This is a genomic window from Sulfitobacter sp. SK012 (assembly GCF_003352085.1).
GTDB lineage: Bacteria > Pseudomonadota > Alphaproteobacteria > Rhodobacterales > Rhodobacteraceae > Sulfitobacter.
On the sequence record NZ_CP025804.1, the window covers coordinates 3,510,316 to 3,526,548 of the forward strand.

General features: G+C 56.1%; 13 protein-coding genes. 8 read left to right on the forward strand and 5 right to left on the reverse strand.

Annotated elements, in window-relative coordinates:
- Positions 1-770 precede the first annotated feature (770 nt).
- On the forward strand, positions 771-2,018 hold the full coding sequence (locus C1J03_RS17120) for an IS256 family transposase (protein ID WP_114883178.1): 1,248 nt from the start codon (positions 771-773) through the stop codon (positions 2,016-2,018).
- Between the two features lie 381 nt (positions 2,019-2,399).
- Here C1J03_RS17120 and C1J03_RS17125 read toward each other — a convergent pair whose 3' ends face one another.
- From C1J03_RS17125 to C1J03_RS17135, 3 genes are all read right to left on the reverse strand, one after another.
- Positions 2,400-3,551 carry a glycerate kinase type-2 family protein gene (locus C1J03_RS17125; RefSeq protein WP_441351118.1) on the reverse strand — a complete coding sequence of 384 codons (1,152 nt, stop codon included), beginning with the start codon at positions 3,549-3,551 and terminating at the stop codon, positions 2,400-2,402.
- A gap of 119 nt (positions 3,552-3,670) precedes the next feature.
- A complete protein-coding gene (locus C1J03_RS17130) occupies positions 3,671-4,117 on the reverse strand; it encodes a GNAT family N-acetyltransferase (RefSeq protein ID WP_114887690.1) in 447 nt (148 codons plus the stop codon).
- 3 nt (positions 4,118-4,120) lie between these two features.
- Positions 4,121-4,807: a D-lyxose/D-mannose family sugar isomerase gene (locus tag C1J03_RS17135; protein ID WP_114887691.1), complete on the reverse strand. Its 687-nt coding sequence runs from the start codon at positions 4,805-4,807 to the stop codon at positions 4,121-4,123.
- A 162-nt stretch (positions 4,808-4,969) separates the two neighbouring features.
- On the opposite strand from C1J03_RS17135, the gene C1J03_RS17140 reads away from it, so the two are divergent.
- From C1J03_RS17140 to C1J03_RS17165, 6 genes are all read left to right on the forward strand, one after another.
- Positions 4,970-6,040, forward strand: a complete 1,071-nt coding sequence (locus tag C1J03_RS17140; protein WP_114887692.1) for a substrate-binding domain-containing protein — start codon at positions 4,970-4,972, stop codon at positions 6,038-6,040.
- Positions 6,037-7,383, forward strand: a complete 1,347-nt coding sequence (locus tag C1J03_RS17145; protein ID WP_114887693.1) for an ABC transporter substrate-binding protein — start codon at positions 6,037-6,039, stop codon at positions 7,381-7,383. Before C1J03_RS17140 ends, C1J03_RS17145 begins: the two co-directional genes overlap by 4 nt.
- Before the next feature lie 69 nt (positions 7,384-7,452).
- Entirely contained in the window at positions 7,453-8,745 is a 1,293-nt protein-coding gene (locus C1J03_RS17150; protein WP_216825863.1) for a carbohydrate ABC transporter permease, read from the forward strand.
- On the forward strand, positions 8,742-9,974 hold the full coding sequence (locus C1J03_RS17155; RefSeq protein ID WP_114887695.1) for a carbohydrate ABC transporter permease: 1,233 nt from the start codon (positions 8,742-8,744) through the stop codon (positions 9,972-9,974). Before C1J03_RS17150 ends, C1J03_RS17155 begins: the two co-directional genes overlap by 4 nt.
- Positions 9,974-11,248, forward strand: coding sequence for an MGH1-like glycoside hydrolase domain-containing protein (locus C1J03_RS17160; protein ID WP_114887696.1), 1,275 nt, complete (start codon positions 9,974-9,976; stop codon positions 11,246-11,248). The genes C1J03_RS17155 and C1J03_RS17160 overlap by 1 nt, the downstream gene beginning before the upstream one ends.
- 22 nt (positions 11,249-11,270) lie before the next feature.
- The gene (locus C1J03_RS17165; RefSeq protein WP_114887697.1) at positions 11,271-12,296 is read left to right on the forward strand and encodes an ABC transporter ATP-binding protein; all 1,026 of its coding nucleotides are present in this window, start codon (positions 11,271-11,273) and stop codon (positions 12,294-12,296) included.
- Positions 12,297-13,034: 738 nt separating this feature from the next.
- Here C1J03_RS17165 and C1J03_RS17170 read toward each other — a convergent pair.
- Positions 13,035-14,249 carry an HlyD family secretion protein gene (locus tag C1J03_RS17170; RefSeq protein ID WP_114887698.1) on the reverse strand — a complete coding sequence of 405 codons (1,215 nt, stop codon included), beginning with the start codon at positions 14,247-14,249 and terminating at the stop codon, positions 13,035-13,037.
- The gene (locus tag C1J03_RS17175; protein ID WP_114887699.1) at positions 14,246-14,623 is read right to left on the reverse strand and encodes a hypothetical protein; all 378 of its coding nucleotides are present in this window, start codon (positions 14,621-14,623) and stop codon (positions 14,246-14,248) included. Before C1J03_RS17175 ends, C1J03_RS17170 begins: the two co-directional genes overlap by 4 nt.
- A gap of 507 nt (positions 14,624-15,130) precedes the next feature.
- Between C1J03_RS17175 and C1J03_RS17185 the strand changes: the two genes are divergently transcribed.
- The gene (locus tag C1J03_RS17185) at positions 15,131-16,138 is read left to right on the forward strand and encodes a helix-turn-helix domain-containing protein (RefSeq protein WP_114887701.1); all 1,008 of its coding nucleotides are present in this window, start codon (positions 15,131-15,133) and stop codon (positions 16,136-16,138) included.
- Positions 16,139-16,233 lie beyond the last annotated feature (95 nt).

Consider the following 16,233-nt stretch of genomic DNA (forward strand, 5'->3'; position numbering starts at 1 on the left):
TGTTTTGGCCGCAGACCTGCCGTGACGCGGCTAGGCTAGGCTAGGCTAGGCTAGGCTGACATAAAAAAAGCCCTGCCAGATCGGCGTCAACCGATGGCAGGGTAAAGAAAGAATAGAAAAGGTATGAGCACCTCAATAGTCCATCTGGACGGTCACAGGCAAGATGCAATCATAAAGGCCCTGCAAGACTAGGCTTACGTTTTGCATGTTTATTGTCGTTCTCGGAAAGATCGAAGACATCGTGGTCGTTTCAGTCAAAGAGCAAATAGGCAAAAACTGTGATTACAAGGTTCGAGCACGTTATTGGCCTACTGATGAGAGTTCCTTTGGCTCGGCGGCTCGGGTGATTTCAGGAACCGAGTGGCTGATGCATGATTTCTGTTTTGTTCAGGGCCGAAACAGTCTCATCCTCGATAACACAAACTAAACCTTCTAGATTTAGCCGATCCGCTCCAACGCAATTGTATTTCAAGCATTGCTCCCAATGTTTGCCCGCCTGAGTTCGAACTAAATAAGCTTAGCGGTGAGTATTGTTCGATACTGGCCAAATGGCTGCGATGCTCGGGTCGCCTGCCTCGTCGGAACCTAAGAGACCGCATCGTCCAGCACAGCCGACCTTGGTTCGCCATGCAGCGAACGTCCGCTTCCCGCCCTTAGTGACTAATGCGAGCTATGACTGAATCTGGTGTTTGGGGGATTTGAAGGTTGGCGGCGTATCTGGTTGATTTGTTGTTGCGAGACAGCAGCCCAACCGAAGGAGATACACCACCATGGAAACGACTAACATTGTTGATTTTTCGCGTCGAGACGGGATCACGGACGCGCTGACGGATTTATTGAGAACAGGAGCGCAGCAATTGATCGCAACAGCCGTTGAAGCTGAGCTTGAAAGCTATCTGTCTCAGTTTACCACCGCGCGCACTGAGGCCGGTCATGCGACTGTTGTGCGCAATGGGCATCATCCCGAGCGCCCGTTCCAAACGGGCATCGGCCCCGTGAACGTGCGCATTCCCAAGGTTCGCTCAAAAAACGGCCAGCCCGTGACATTCCATTCGGCCCTGGTGCCACCGTACGTGCGCAGAACCAAAACGTTGGAAGCGGCCTTGCCATGGCTGTATCTGAAGGGCATCTCCAGCGGTGAAATGGGCTCGGCTCTCAAGGTTCTTCTGGGCCCTGATGCGGCGGGATTGTCGGCAAATACGGTCTCACGGCTCAAGCGCGATTGGGCCAACGAATACGGCGAGTGGAGAAAGGCAGCGTTGGACGATGAGCCCTTGGTCTACATCTGGGCTGACGGTGTCCACAGCGGCCTTCGGGGCGAGGATGACAAGCTCTGCGCCCTTGTGATTGTGGGGGTAACAGCCCGTGGCAAGAAGCGGTTCTTGGCTATTGAGGACGGGGTGCGCGAGTCCACGCAGAGCTGGCGCGAGGCTCTCCTCAGCCTCAAAAGCCGGGGAATGAACGCCCCGAAACTTGCTATTGGAGATGGTGCCATGGGGTTCTGGGCCGCCATAGATGAAGTCTATCCTGAGACCCGTCATCAACGCTGTTGGCAACACAAAACTATGAATGTGCTCAACTGTTTGCCCAAGCTGTCTCAGCCAAAGGCCAAAGCTGCGATCCACAACATCTGGCAGGCTGAGACCAAAGATGATGCGGGCAAGGCCTTAGATTTGTTCATCAAAACCTACGAACCCAAATACCCCAAGGCGACGCTGTGCCTGCAAAAGGACCGCGAGGAACTCATGGCATTCTTCGACTTTCCAGCACAACACTGGCAAAGCATCCGCACCAGTAATCCAATTGAATCCGCCTTTGCCACGATCCGTCATCGCACCAAACGATCAAAGGGCTGCCTCTCACGCGACGGCATGCTGCACATGATGTTCAAGCTGGGGCAATGCGCCGAGCAAAACTGGAGGAAACTACGCGGCTTTGACTACCTCGCCAAAGTCATCACCGGCGTCGCATTCAAAGACGGAATTGAAGCCACTGAAAACAGCCAGATCGCCGCATGACCAGAAACCCTTAAACACCAGATTTGACAATAACTCGACTAATGCTGCGGTATCATAAAGGTCTCGAGCCTAGCTCTCGCATAGATGTCGCGAACGGCCCGTAGCCGACCTTTGCTGGGCGCGCCAATGCTGTGGTGCAGCTTCACCAAACTGGCCATTCATGCAGAGCGCAGCATTTTGTCAACAAAAACGTCGGTCAGCGAACCAATGCTTCGAATGTCTCGTTTGCCGGTACGTCAATCGCGAGTTGCTTAATGAAAGGAGCAACCAGTTCACCCTCCAGAACTAAGCGGTGCTGGTTTGGTATTTACAGCGCAGCTTTCATGGAGCGATTTAGGCAGTTCTTCAAACGACCCGTATCGGCCAGATTGCAACAACCCCTTAAGTAATTGGTGAGATCAGGATCGCCCTGAAATCGTTGACATTCGTCAACGTAGGCCCTGTCACAATCTGCCCATCGACAGATGCAAAGAAGCTATGGGCGTCGTTTTGGGCCAGCGAAGTTGCGGGGTCGTGTCCAGCTTCGTGAGCGACCAACAACGTATCTGGCCCCGCATAGGCACCGGCAACTTCGGCGGCCCCGTCGACCCCATCGGTGTCGCAGGCAAGAACGTGAATGCCTTGCTGGCCGTTCAGGGTGATGGTGGCAGATAATGCGTACTCTGCATTTGGGCCACCGATGCCGCAGCCTCGCCACGTCACGGTGCATTCGCCACCAGACAATAGCAGGATCGGCCTGTCGTTGGGTCCAAGTTCGGATTGAAGCGAAAGTGCCAATTGTGCCTGCTGCTCGCCAAGATGGCGAGCCTCGCCCTCAAGTGCATCGCCGAGATTTCGAACGTCTAACCCCGCGACCTCTGCCAGCTTTGCGGCGGCGGCGATGGAATGGGAAGGGGCGGCGATAATGCGTGTTTCGGCATTTTTCAGACGCGGATCATCTGGCGACACAACGGATGATCCTTCGGCGATTGCGCGACGGATATGGGACGGCAAGGCAATGCCCCGCGTCCCAATAATGTTGAGTGCAGCCTGCGCGGTGCTGTCCTCGCCGACCATGGGGCCGGACGCGATATGACAGGGGTCGTCTCCGGGCACATCCGATATCAACAGTGTCAGCAACTGGGCCGGATGACAGGCAGCTGCCAATTGCCCACCCTTCACCCGACTGAGGTGTTTGCGCACGACGTTCATTTCATCGATCGGCGCATCAGAGGCCAGCAGCGCACGGTTCACGGCCATTTTGTCGTCGAGTGTCAGACCCTCGCTCGGGGCACACAGCAGGGCAGACCCGCCGCCCGAGATAAGCGCGACGACCAAATCATCTGGCGAGACCCCTGTTACAAGGTCGATCAACCGACTTGTCGCGGCAACACCTGCCGCATCGGGAACCGGATGGGGCGCTTGGACGATTTCGATACCTTGGGTGGGGCGCGCGTAGCCGTTTCGCGTAATCACTAGCCCGTCGCACGGGCCATAATGGGCCTCAACCGCTTCGGCCATTCGCGCGCTCGCCTTACCCGTGCCAATGATCACCAATCGTCCTGCTAGTTACGAAGGTAAATGGGCCGCGACAATGCGCATTGGGTCGGCAACGGTGACAGCCTCGTCAAATAAGCTCTCAAGAAAACTCCGGGGACAGACAGTGAATCTCGTCATGGGCTCTCTCCGAGTTGCGAGGACATAAGATTGCGGCGTAAGAACCAACGCGTGTGGCTTTCCGGCATAGCACCCGCGTCATTTGCCAGTTCGGCAAAAGCTTCAAATCCAAGATCCTCATAAAAGGCGCGCGCCTGCGGGTTGGACGTTTCCAACCATGCCGCGTGGCAACCCCGTTCGAGGCTCAGCTCTATCGCGTCATGCATCAATTGCGACCCCACCCCCGAGCGCCGATGATCCGCCGAAACCCACAGCATAGTCACACGCAACCAACCGTACGACGTGGTCCCGGACAGCCCTGCGCGTAGTGACCCGTCAGCATCCTGCAACGCGAGGCTGATGCGGCTGTTGACCCCTTGGATCGATGTGGTCCTTAAATCATCCAGTAGCGCCTCTTCCAGTTTGGCGCAGAACGCGGCGTTGTTTGAAGCATCAGCAATCATCTCTCAGGCCAGCCATGTCCGATAATCACTTACCAGCAAGTGCTTGGGTGCTACGTCTTCGTTGATATTGGCGAAACGTCCAATGGGTTCGCGAAAGATGTTGTCGGTTTCATCGTCATTCACAGTTGAGACTTCGCCAATCAGCACGTCACCACCGTCGCCCCAAAAGGCATGCCAATCACCGGGCATCAGGGTGACGCTTTCACCGGGGGCGAGGCGCAGTTTTTCACCGGCCGCAAAGGGGTGCTCGAGGCCATCACAAAACACCGTGCCGCCTGCGGTCTCGTCGAAGTTGCCATCCCTGTCGGAGCCGTAAAGTTCCACCACAAGCGTCGCGCCGCCACGGTTGATGATGTCCTCAGCCTTAATGACATGGGTGTGCATCGGGCTGAGTTGATCCTGCTTTGAGATCAGCAGTTTTTCCGCATAGCACATCCCGCCGCCACGTTGGAGATCGGCCAAACGGCCGTTGCGCAGGGTGAACAGAAACAGCCCCATTTTGTCAAAATTTCCATCGCCGTAATCTGTAATGTCCCAGCCGCAGCGTGCGTCGATGACATTTTTCGCGGCGTCTTTGTAGGATTTGAAGTTTTCCGGCGTCCAGTAGGCGAAGGGTGGCAAAACGAAGCCGTGCTTACGCATCATGTCGTCTGATTGTGCAATAATTTCGTTGATGCGTGAGCGTTTCATGTGTCTTGATCCTGTGTCTTTGCGTGTGGTTCTTAAGGCGATACGTGCAGGTTTTTGATTCCCTATAAACATTATGCAATCAAAATTCGCCCACCGAAACCGGTTTCGCTTGATTCACGAAACCGGTTTCGGTAATTCTTGACTTAACCTGGGAGGGAATCGATGTCTGAGAAGCCGGTCAGCTTAAAAGTACTTGCGGCACAACTCGGCCTTACGGTCGGGACGGTGAGCCGTGCATTAAACGGCTATGCCGATATCAGTCCTGTTACCCGTGAACGCGTTAAGCGCGCGGCGGACGAATTGGGTTACCGGGCCAACCAGACAGCCCGCAGCCTGTCCATCGGCACACCTGAGACGATCGGCTATGTTTTGCCGCGCTACAGTAATTCGATCGCGCAGACTTTTGTCGCCGAGCTCCTGCAAGGATTGGGTGAGGCAATGAGCAAGCGAAATTGGGACATGCTGGTGGTCCATGCGGACTCGCCTAAAGATGAGCTGGCGCAGATTGACCGTTTGGTGCGGTCCGGTCGTGTCGGCGGTCTCGTGATGTCGCGCCCGCTCAAGAACGACCCGCGCATCCGGCTGTTGCAGGGATTGAAATGTCCTTTCGTGGTGCACGGACGTACCGGAAAATGCGACGACTACGCGTGGTTCGATGTGGACGGCGAAGACGCCTTTATCACGGCCGTGGACCATCTCGTCGGGCTGGGTCACAGCCGCGTCGCATTTGTCGGCGCGCCGTTGCAATACCAATTCACACAAGACCGGTTGAACGGCTACAGCAAGGCGGTCGAATCGAACGGCTTGCCCGTTGATCCCGAGCTGATTCAGATCGCGGACCTCAGCGATGACGGCGGTGAAATTGCCACGGCGATGCTTCTTGATCTGCCGGAACCGCCGACGGCAATCGTCTGCGTCACGGACTCTATGGCCATCGGCGCTTTGGCGGCCATTCGGGCGCGCGGGATGCGACCCGGCAAAGATATCTCGGTGATCGGGTATGACGGCCTTAAGTTTGGCGTTCACACCAATCCACCGCTGACGACCATGGCTCAACCGCTGGCACATGCCGGGCGCAGATTGGGCGATATGTTACTGGCGATCATCGACGGTGACGACCCAACCAAACACCAAGAATTGCAGCGCGCACAACTATTGCGCCGCGAGACCGACGGACCACTGCACAAAGCAGCGGTTCCAAAAAACGTTTCTAACAGGGAGAAAATTCAATGAAACGCACGACACACATCATGGCAGGTCTACTTGCCACTACATTTCTGGCAGGTGCCGCTAACGCGGACACGATCCGGTTCTGGACAATGGAAGTCCAGCCAGAACGAATCGCCGTTCAGGAAGAAATGATCGCCGGCTTTGAAGCCGCATCTGGCCACACGGTTGAAATTATTCCAGTGGAAGAATCCGACATTCAGACGCGCGCAACGGCCGCGTTTGCGGCTGGCGATTTGCCTGACGTCATCAACCTGACTGTCAGCCATATCCTGCCATACTCCGAAGCTGGTCTTCTGGATGCAGCAGCGGCAAGCGAAGTGATGGATAACCTTGGGGTTGATACATTCGCCGAAGGTCCCGTTGCCATGGCTATGTCCGATGGTGAAATCGTTGCTGTCCCAACAGACGGCTGGACACAGCTTGTGGTCTACCGTGCTGATCTATTTGAGGCCGCCGGTCTCGAAACGCCAAGCACGTTTGATGCGATCAATGCTGCAATGACAGCCCTGCACAACCCACCGGAAATGTACGGTTTTGTGGCTGCGACAAAGATCGACGAAGGCTACATGATGCAGCTGATCGAGCATCTATCGCTCGCCACTGGTTATTCGCCTGTTAACGCCGACGGGTCCATCAACGAGGACACCACCCACCTTGTCGAGCTGCTTGAGCTTTACAAGAACCTCGTTGCGAATTCGCCTGAGGGTGATCTTTACTGGTCGCAGTCGCGTGAATTGTACCTCGACGGTAAAGCCGCGATGGTGATCTGGTCACCGTCCATTTTGGACGAGCTTGGCGGGTTGCGTGACAGTGCACCCGTGACCATTGATGATAATCCGATGACAACTGCGTTGGCCGAAATGACTGGTTTCTCGACTGTCGTTGCTGGCCCTGGCAATGCGGAAGGCGCTGCCTATGCTGACGTGCGTTACTTGGGCATTTCAGCAGATGCCAACACGTCTGTCGCGCAGGAATTCGTCGAGTACGTGATGTCCGAAGGCTACGGCCAGTGGTTGTCACAAGCACCCGAGGGCAAGTTCCCAGTTCGTCGCGGCACCCAAGCCGGCGACACATCCTTTGAGATGACATGGGCTGGCTTGGATGTTGGTGTAGACCGCAAAGCACCGCTGGGCGACATCTACCCGCAGTCTGTGATTGACGACATCGTTGCAGGTCTCTCGGTGGGTGACCGTTGGGGCGTTGCTGATGGCCAACTCGCCACAGCGTCCAACATCGTCAACTCCCAAGTCATGTCGCGCGTGATCCGCGAGATGACAGACGGTGATCTGACGGTTCAGGAAGCCGCAGACAAGATCGTCGCCGAGCATATGGCACTTGATCTGTAACCACTAAAATCAGGCGGCGCGAATTTTCTCGCGCCGCCCACTTACCTCACCATTTGCATGGATAAGATGATGCCAGACGACAACGCACCACAGCCGCCCAAGGGATTGGGACCACTCGCCAAACGCGAAATGCGGTTGGCCTATATGATGCTGTTACCGACGTTTGCAATTGTATTGTCCGTTGTCCTATTTCCGCTTTTTGCCAACGTCTGGATCAGCTTTAAACCTGTTACCCTGGGTGATCTGCGCGCGCCTTCGATCCTCGTGAACGAGCGCCTCATGGGAGATATCGAAGCCGCTGGTGATGAAGCTGACATCCGCTACCGCATTCGGAACTCGTCCCGTCAGGGCGACATCGCAGACGTCTTTATGACCGACACGTTGCCCGCCACGCTCGACATTCTGGGTGTCGACGACCGCTGCACGTTGGACGGGACCGCACTCGCCTGTGATCTTGGCGATTACGAGGCGGGCAAACGCGAAGACGTCAACGTGCGCGTCGCCGCGACACAGGCTTTTCTGGATGCGCCGATCAACGTCAAAGACACCAAGGCTGTCTTTACGTTTGACCCCGAAAACGTGCTGACGAATGGCGATTTCACGCTGGATAACTTTCGCAAAGTTTTCAACGCATCGGACTTTTGGCCCGTTCTGTGGGCTTCCCTCTATTATACGATCGCGGGCACTGTTGGGGCGTTGGTCATGGGATTGTTCGCAGCCCAGTTGATGAACATCACGTTCCGCGGACGCAGTTTTTTACGCGGTCTGTATCTCTCCCCTTATGTTGCCCCAGTGATTGCGGTTGCCCTTGCGTGGGTGCTGCTTCTTGATCCGGGTCCGGGAGGGACGCTGAACGCGCTGTTGATCCAGCTTGGCGTGATCGACGGGCCGATCAACTTCTTAGGCCAACGTGTCGCTGAAATCAGCTTTTTAGGCCTGTCGTTTGACTTCCCCGTCGCCCTCACAGTCGTGATCATCTTTGAAATCTGGCGCTATTTTCCGCTGGCGATGCTGTTCATCCTCGCGCGGATGCAATCAGTGTCCACCGACATCTACGAGGCCGCAGAAATCGACGGAGCGACGCCGCTCCAGCAATTCCGGTTCATTTCGCTGCCGCAACTAGCCGGCATCATGGCGGTGCTGTTCTTGCTGCGCTTCATCTGGACGTTCAACAAATTCGACGACATCTTCCTGCTGACAGGCGGGGCCGCGGGCACACGCACCTTGACAGTGAACGTCTATGAACAAGCCTTCGCGGTGTCCAATCTTGGCGCGGGTGCAGCAGTGGCTGTTGTCGTATTCCTGATCTTGCTTTGTTTCTCAGTGATCTTCTTCAAATTCTCAACGGAGGACGACGCATGAGCCGTTTCGGGAACATCTTTTATCTTTGCCTGCTGTTTGGTGCGCTGTGGGGGGCGATTGCCACGACTTTGATTACCCTTCTGGCGTTGTTCATCTCTGGCGAATTGTTTCAGCCGCAGGTTACGGCGGGGGCCTTTGCAGGGCTGGTAACCGCTGGTGTTCTAACCTGCATGACCCCTGAAAAGCGCACGTTCGGGATGCGGGCACTCAGCGCGTTTGCCTTTGTGCTGGTCCTTACAGTTGCCTCGGGCGCACAGCCTCTCGGTCTGCCGATGTCGACCTACTCGTTGGGTCAATTGATCGCTGTTGTCGTGATAGCCTGCTTGGTTGCAGGCGCCCTCCACACAAATGCCAAAGGCTTTGGCCCTGGCCGCGAGCGCCGCTACAATATCGAGGTCATTTGCCTGCGCTTTATCAAGGGTTTTGGCCTTGTCGCCTTCACCATTGCCGTCGCACTGCCATTCTTTGTCATGGTGATGATGAGCCTGAAGAACCAGCAGATGTTGTTGTCAAATCCTTTGGATTTTTCGATCAATTTCGAACAGGGCTTCACCGCGCTTTTCCGCAGCTACATCGAGCTGTTCACCCAGTATCACTTTGGCAGTTACCTGATGAACTCGGCGCTGGTGTCCGTTGTGACCGTGCTGATCACGCTGTTCTTTGCGGTCCCTGGTGCCTACGCGGTGGCGCGGTTGAAATTTCCGGGGCAGAACTTTCTCAGCCGTTCGATCTTGCTGATTTACATGGTGCCGATGATTGTACTGGTGATCCCGCTTTATGCGATTTTCAGCCAACTTGGGATGCGCAACACGCTTTGGGGTTTGATGCTGGTCTATCCGGCGACAACCATCCCCGTCGCGCTGTATATGCTCCAAGGTTACTTTCGTGGCATCCCCGCCGAGCTTGAAGAAGCCGGACTGATGGACGGGCTCAGCCGCTTGAACGTGATCCGCAAAATCACGCTGCCACTCGCTTTACCCGCCATGGCATCGGTTGCGCTCTATGTCTTCATGATCGCGTGGAACGAATTCCTATTTGCATTCATGTTTCTCGACAATGTCGACCTTTACACCCTGTCGCGCGGGATCGCAGAGCTGAACTCGTCCGAGGTTCCACGCCAACATCTTATGGCTGGCGCAGTCATCGCGACCGTTCCTGTGCTTGCGCTGTTCTTATGGTTTGAACGCTACCTTGTAGCAGGTCTGACGGCCGGTAGTGTGAAAGGATAATGATGTCACTAAAACAACTCGCAATCGACACACTGGCCAATAATGACCGCGGCGGCTTCACGATCCCGACGGCGGGGCTTTATCCTTACCAGTGGAACTGGGATTCTGCCTTTGTTGCCCTTGGCATCGCGACCTACGACATGGACCGCGCTTGGACCGAGATCACATCGCTGATCGAAGGCCAATGGCCTGACGGTATGATCCCCAGCATCATCTTTCGCAGTGACGATCCCGACTATTTCCCCGGACCCTCCCGATGGGGTAAGACGCACGGCACAATCCCGTCAACAGGCGTGTCACAGCCGCCTGTTCTGGCGACGGTCGTGCGTCAGATCACCCAAGGCCCAACCGGGGCCGCTCGCCGCGCAGAGGTGTTTGATGCGATTTTCGCATGGCACAAATGGTTTCATGACAACCGCACAGCCAACGGTATTGTCGCCACCGTCCACCCGTGGGAAACAGGTCGCGACAATTGCCCTGAATGGAACATCGGCCTTGATCTGATGGATGTCGCGCCCGATCTGCCGCCCTACACGCGCATGGACAACAAGCACGTTAATCCTGCGTTCCGCCCGACGCAGGAACAATATGACAAGTTCCTGACCATCGTGCATTTCGGTGATAGCGTTGGCTGGGACCAACGCCGCCTGACCGACGAGGGCCCGTTCCTGATGGCTGATCCGAACACTCATTTCGTTTTGCTGCGCGCAGACAAAGACCTGCTTGCGATGGCCGTTGAGATGGGCAAATCCGCCGAAATCTGCGACCAGATTGGCGCATGGATCGCCAAAGGCGAAGCCGCAACAGATTATCTGTGGAGCGAAGAGCTTGGTGCCTTCACGGCCCGCGATATCCGCACTGGCGCATTTTCAACGGGCTTTAGCAATTGCAGCGCGCTGTGTTTTTATGCGGACACAGGCACGCCCGACCAACGGGCACGCACAATCGAAAACCTGAAACGGATCGCCAAAAAGGTCGATTACATGCTGCCAAGCTGGGATCCGGATTCCCCCGACTTTGAAGCTCAGCGTTATTGGTGTGGTCCCCTCTGGCCGCAAATGAATTACATGACAGCCAACGGCCTGACAGAACAAGGCGAAGTCGAACTGGGCCAGAAAGTCCGCAATGACCTGTGCCGCGCGATTGAAAAATCAGGCTTTTGGGAATGCTTTAACCCCCTGACCGGCGACGGCTGTGTGGGTCCGAACTTTTCGTGGACAGCCGCGCTCTGGTTGTCTTGGGAACATGAATCAACGCTTGAAGGCGTGGCTTAAGCCAAACAAAGGATAATACGTTATGGGTTCTATAAGCCTCAAATCCGTCGAAAAATGGTTCGGCAATGTGCAGGTCATCAAGGGGATCGACCTTGATATTCTCGACGGTGAGTTGATCATCTTCGTGGGCCCGTCTGGGTGCGGTAAATCAACACTGCTGCGCATGATCGCGGGACTTGAAGAAACCAGTCGCGGGCAAATCATGCTGGATGACAATGACATGACCCACAAGGTCCCGTCCGAGCGGGAACTGTCGATGGTGTTCCAGTCCTACGCCCTTTATCCGCACATGAGCGTTGAGGAAAACGTGGGCTTTGCCCTTAAAACCGCAGGTGCCCCAAAGACCGAGATCGACGAGAAAGTCGGCCATGCCGCCGAAATTCTCAAACTTGACGCCTATATGGATCGCCGTCCAAAAGACTTGTCCGGTGGTCAGCGCCAGCGTGTCGCCATCGGCCGCGCGATTGTGCGCAAACCGAAGGGCTTCTTGTTTGACGAACCGCTTTCAAACCTTGATGCCTCTTTGCGCGTCGACATGCGGTTTGAAATTGCGCGCCTGCACAAGGCGTTAGAGACCACGATGGTCTATGTGACCCACGATCAGGTTGAGGCAATGACGCTGGCAGACCGGATTGTTGTCTTGAAGGACGGGTTGATCATGCAGGTCGGCAGCCCGCGCGAGTTGTACGAAAAACCAGACAACGTCTTTGTGGCGCAGTTCATCGGTAGCCCGAAAATGAACCTGATAGGGTGTGAGACGGAAAACGGTTTCACAGCACAGCCTGACCTAAAATCAGGCGCAGTGCAGCTTGGAATCCGACCTGAACATATCGGTGTTGTCGATAAAGGCGCAGGGAATTGTGATGGCGTGGTTCAAGTCAGCGAATACCTCGGCGCAGATTACTTTCATTATATTGATTGCGGCCCACTTGGCCTTTTGACCGTCCGGACGTCCGGTGCATTCCCTGACATCGAAGGGCAGACAGTTGGTCTCAAATTCGAGTCTGACAATCTGCATTTCTTCGGAGCAGACGAACAGGCGCTCTGAACAAAAGCGCGGGTTTGGCTGTTTGGGCCGCCCGCTGTTGTTTGTGTTGCCATATGTTGTCCAAACGATAAGCTTTAAGTGCAATATGGGCCCCGAAGTGCACGAGAGCCCCCGCGTCATTCGATTGAGTCTGCTATCGTGCACCAACTCCTGCAAAGCGGCTACCGCTTGGGCTCACTGTCACTGCTAGCTGCGACAGAACATCGGAAAAACTGGAACGGAGTCCCGAGCGTCCGCTTTCTTCAATTTCCCAATTTAGTTTGCGGGCGCAGCGAAGGTCCGGTTTCCGCCCTTAGTGTCGAGATGTGCATGGCGCAGCAATCGGGCCGCCTCCCTCTTCGTTCATGGTCGTGAACGGCCCATTTAGGACGCGACACGATCGTCTTTTTAGCATTAGCATCATGCATTAAATTTACCGACGGATCAGGGCAAAACTTGACCGTTTCATCCAATATCTTGTGGTGAAATTCTGCTTTCCGCACATTCACTCATGGCTAAATTTCTTTTCGACAAGAACCCGTCCAATTAGCCAGAGGCGTCAGCCTCAAGTTGTTGGCGACATGGAATTCAACCGGTGAACGATCTGTTCAAAATACAATTAGAGGCATGACACAATCAAAGGTCAGTTTACTATGAGGTTCTCGCATCCACACGATGAACTTGCGGAGGGTGCTGGCAAACGCGCAGGCCGATTGCGCCAACGCCCGTGCCAAAGCTCGGGCGTTGCAATGCGAGATCTTAGTGTCCCGAGCCGGCCAGACCTATGCCGGACGCCAAGCCAAGCCACGACTTGATGCGGATCCCCACCGCTTTGATGATGCCCATAGCTTCGACCGCATGGGCAACAGCCGTGCCTTCCATTGGGCCCTTAAGGTCGGTGGTGTAGGACTGGACAATACACGCGCTGCCGGGAACGAGCTGGTCGCGATGTTCCGGGTGAACGAGATCGAGGTGGACCACGACCTGGCCGCGCTTTGCCCGCTCAGCCGGCTCCATCAATCGGCCGCTTGGCGACATCTGGCCCGCGGAGATAGGGCCTTGGATGCGGGTAATCCGGGCCGGAAGGACCGTGTTGCGCATTCCGATGTTGAAGTTGCTTTCGCACGCAACTTCGGCCGCCATGCCTTCGTAGAGTTCTGTGTGCGAGACCTGCGAGAACCCGGCGACAATCCGGCCGCGTTCGGCCTCCTTCCGATCTGGGATGATGAGCATGGCGGGGCTCATGGCGGCTTGCGCTGCCCGAGAACCGACATTCAGCGTCAGTTGCTCAACTGTTCCATCGACATAGCTGCGGGTGATCGTTTTCGCGAGGTCGACCTTGGCCTTGTCCAACGAGGATTGCGCACTCGCAAGCTGCGCTGGCATGACAGACGTCGCTTGAACTTGGGCCGCTGCAAGCTGTGCTTCAGCCCCGCGGACTTCTGCGGACCGGGTCTCAAGGGTCGACATTGCCCGCTCCAGTTGATTTGTGTGGAAGGCAACAGACCCGCGCGCCTGCAGCTCTTTGTGATCGGCGAGTGACAATTCAGCCTGCCCCTTGGCAGCCCTCGCCGCATCCAAAGCCGCGCGCGCACCCTCTATCTCAAGCACAGCCATCAAAGCCGCGCTTTCGACTTCTGCGACCTTGCGTTCGCTGATCTCGACCGCTGCGCGTTCGACGGCATTTTCCACGGCGAAAAGCGGATCACCGACGGAAACCTTGTCGCCACCGCGAACGAAGATGTCGGTCACTGTGCCGCCATTCTCGGCGACCACTGGAACCGTCCGGAAGGGAACTAAGCCGGTGTAGGATTTGGGGTAATAGTAGAAAACGGCAAAAAATACGACCAGGGCTAACGTGAACCAGAGAACCAGCGCGCGGTGCACATTGTAGAGTGTGACCGGCATCCCACGCCAGCGCAGGTAGATGACGCGCAGGACGAAGGGGAAGGATGTAACAACAATCTCGATCATTTCTGGAACTCCCCGTTCTCAGGGTGCCACCACAGCATGAAGTCGCGGGCGACGGCTGTCAGAATCAATGCGGCAGGAAGAAGCATGCTGAAATGGCTAAGCGCTGGCATCAGTTCATATGCGAGCGCGACGGTCAGCATCATGGGAATTGTGGTGCGCAATGGGGATCCGGAATTGCGATGTTCTACGTGCCGGTCGAAGCGGGCGTAAAGATGTGCCACCAAAAGGAGCACCAGGAAGAAGATAACGAGACCGACCCAAGCATAGGTGTCGGTCTGATCGGGGGAGACCCACCAGCGAGGGTTACCCCCAGCGGCGGCAGGCGTGGCCAAGATGCTGAGCATCGAAGTCACCAGTTTAACGGGCTGTTTCACGTATCGCGTCCTTGGAATTTTGATGCGGGCGGCATCTTGTGGTGTGTGGATCGGTTCGGGTGTTCGGGCAAATCGCCCGTCTGCGGGAATGGTTTAACGAGCCGCAGCGTAGGGTGGGTCCCAGCGGCGATGTTGTAGGGCGTTCTCTTTGCTGGGGTGTTCTTTTTTCAGGGGTTCCTCGAGATCTCGCGAGATTTTCACACTCACTGAGGGGCGGAGGTTGATGTGGATTGACAGAACAGGCGCATCTCCCATCACTTCCGTCCTCCATCGCGGCGAAGGGCGGCGCAGTATCTGGTTTCAGGCGATTGGATTGCGGCCCAAAGGCGGTAGTATCGTGCGTAGTAGATCATCTGTGTTTCCCTATTTGGATGAGATAGATCTAACGCCGGACGCCAGAGCATTCGTTTGGGTTCTGGACAGTTGTTTGTGGGTTCTGGACAATTGGCTGGCTGGCAGGTTTATTTTAGCGAACTGGCTAGCAATTCTACGGGAGGACGACAGGCGATGACACGCGTAAGCGCCTATAGGCTCAAGCATATCGCGCGCGTTTACGCCGCTGAGCCTGCTGCGCGCGTTCCATTCAAGGAAATCCTGGAAATGGCCGGGGCGCATCCAGACGCGCTCGACGACCCAGACGCTTCGGTGGAAATCCTGCACGAAGCCGGCGCGGTCGAAACCGCGTGCCGAGAACTAGGAGATAAAAGCTTCGCGGGCCGGGCCGGCCTGGCTGCCGGAGTGCCCGGCACGCTTGTCGCCTACCTGGTGCGCGCAAGTGATACGTTGGAGGAGGCCCTCAAGTTATCGCAACGCTTCTACGCAATGCAGGATCCAGATTTGAGGCTTGGCCTGTTAGAGACGGTTAATGGACCTAAGATCACATTGACCAGCGGTGTAATCCCGGCCCACCAGTATCCGCGCCATCGTGAAATGCTGCTTTGCGGGCTGTACCGCCGAGCGCAACAGATCACCTCGGGCGGGTTGAACCCATTGGTGCTCGAAATGGAGACTGACGATCTCGAGCATTGTCGGCGATTGTCGGAACTCTCGGAGTGCGAGGTGCGGGGAAACTGTACCGGCTATGCCATAGGACTACCATCCGGCGGAATGCGGTTCGTCATCCCAACGGCAGATCCAGCGCTGCTCGAACATCTTCGTATGCACGGGGAAGAACAATTGCGGGCACGCCCGGTGGCAGCAATGAGTTTGTCGGAACGTATCACGCACATGCTGGAAGAACGACTTCCGGGACGGGTGCCAACCGGAGACGCGGTCACTGACGAGCTCGGAATGACGCGTCGCACCATGACCCGGCGATTGGCGGCAGAGGGCACAAGCTTCAAAGCACTTCTTGAAGGTGTTCTATGTGATCTTTCCAAGCGCTTTCTGCGAGACGGCGAGAGCATAGCCCAGATAGCCTTCATGCTCGACTTTTCCGACCAGGCAGCATTCTCCGTCGCGTTCAAACGCTGGACGGGTGAAACGCCGGCACGCTACCGGCGCGCGAAAAAGTAAGACGGTTTAGATTGTGGCCCGGCAAATGATGACAGCTGGGTTGGAGCCTGATGCCTCCCTATTTGACGGGCCACCCCCTAGCACTCGTAAAGCGC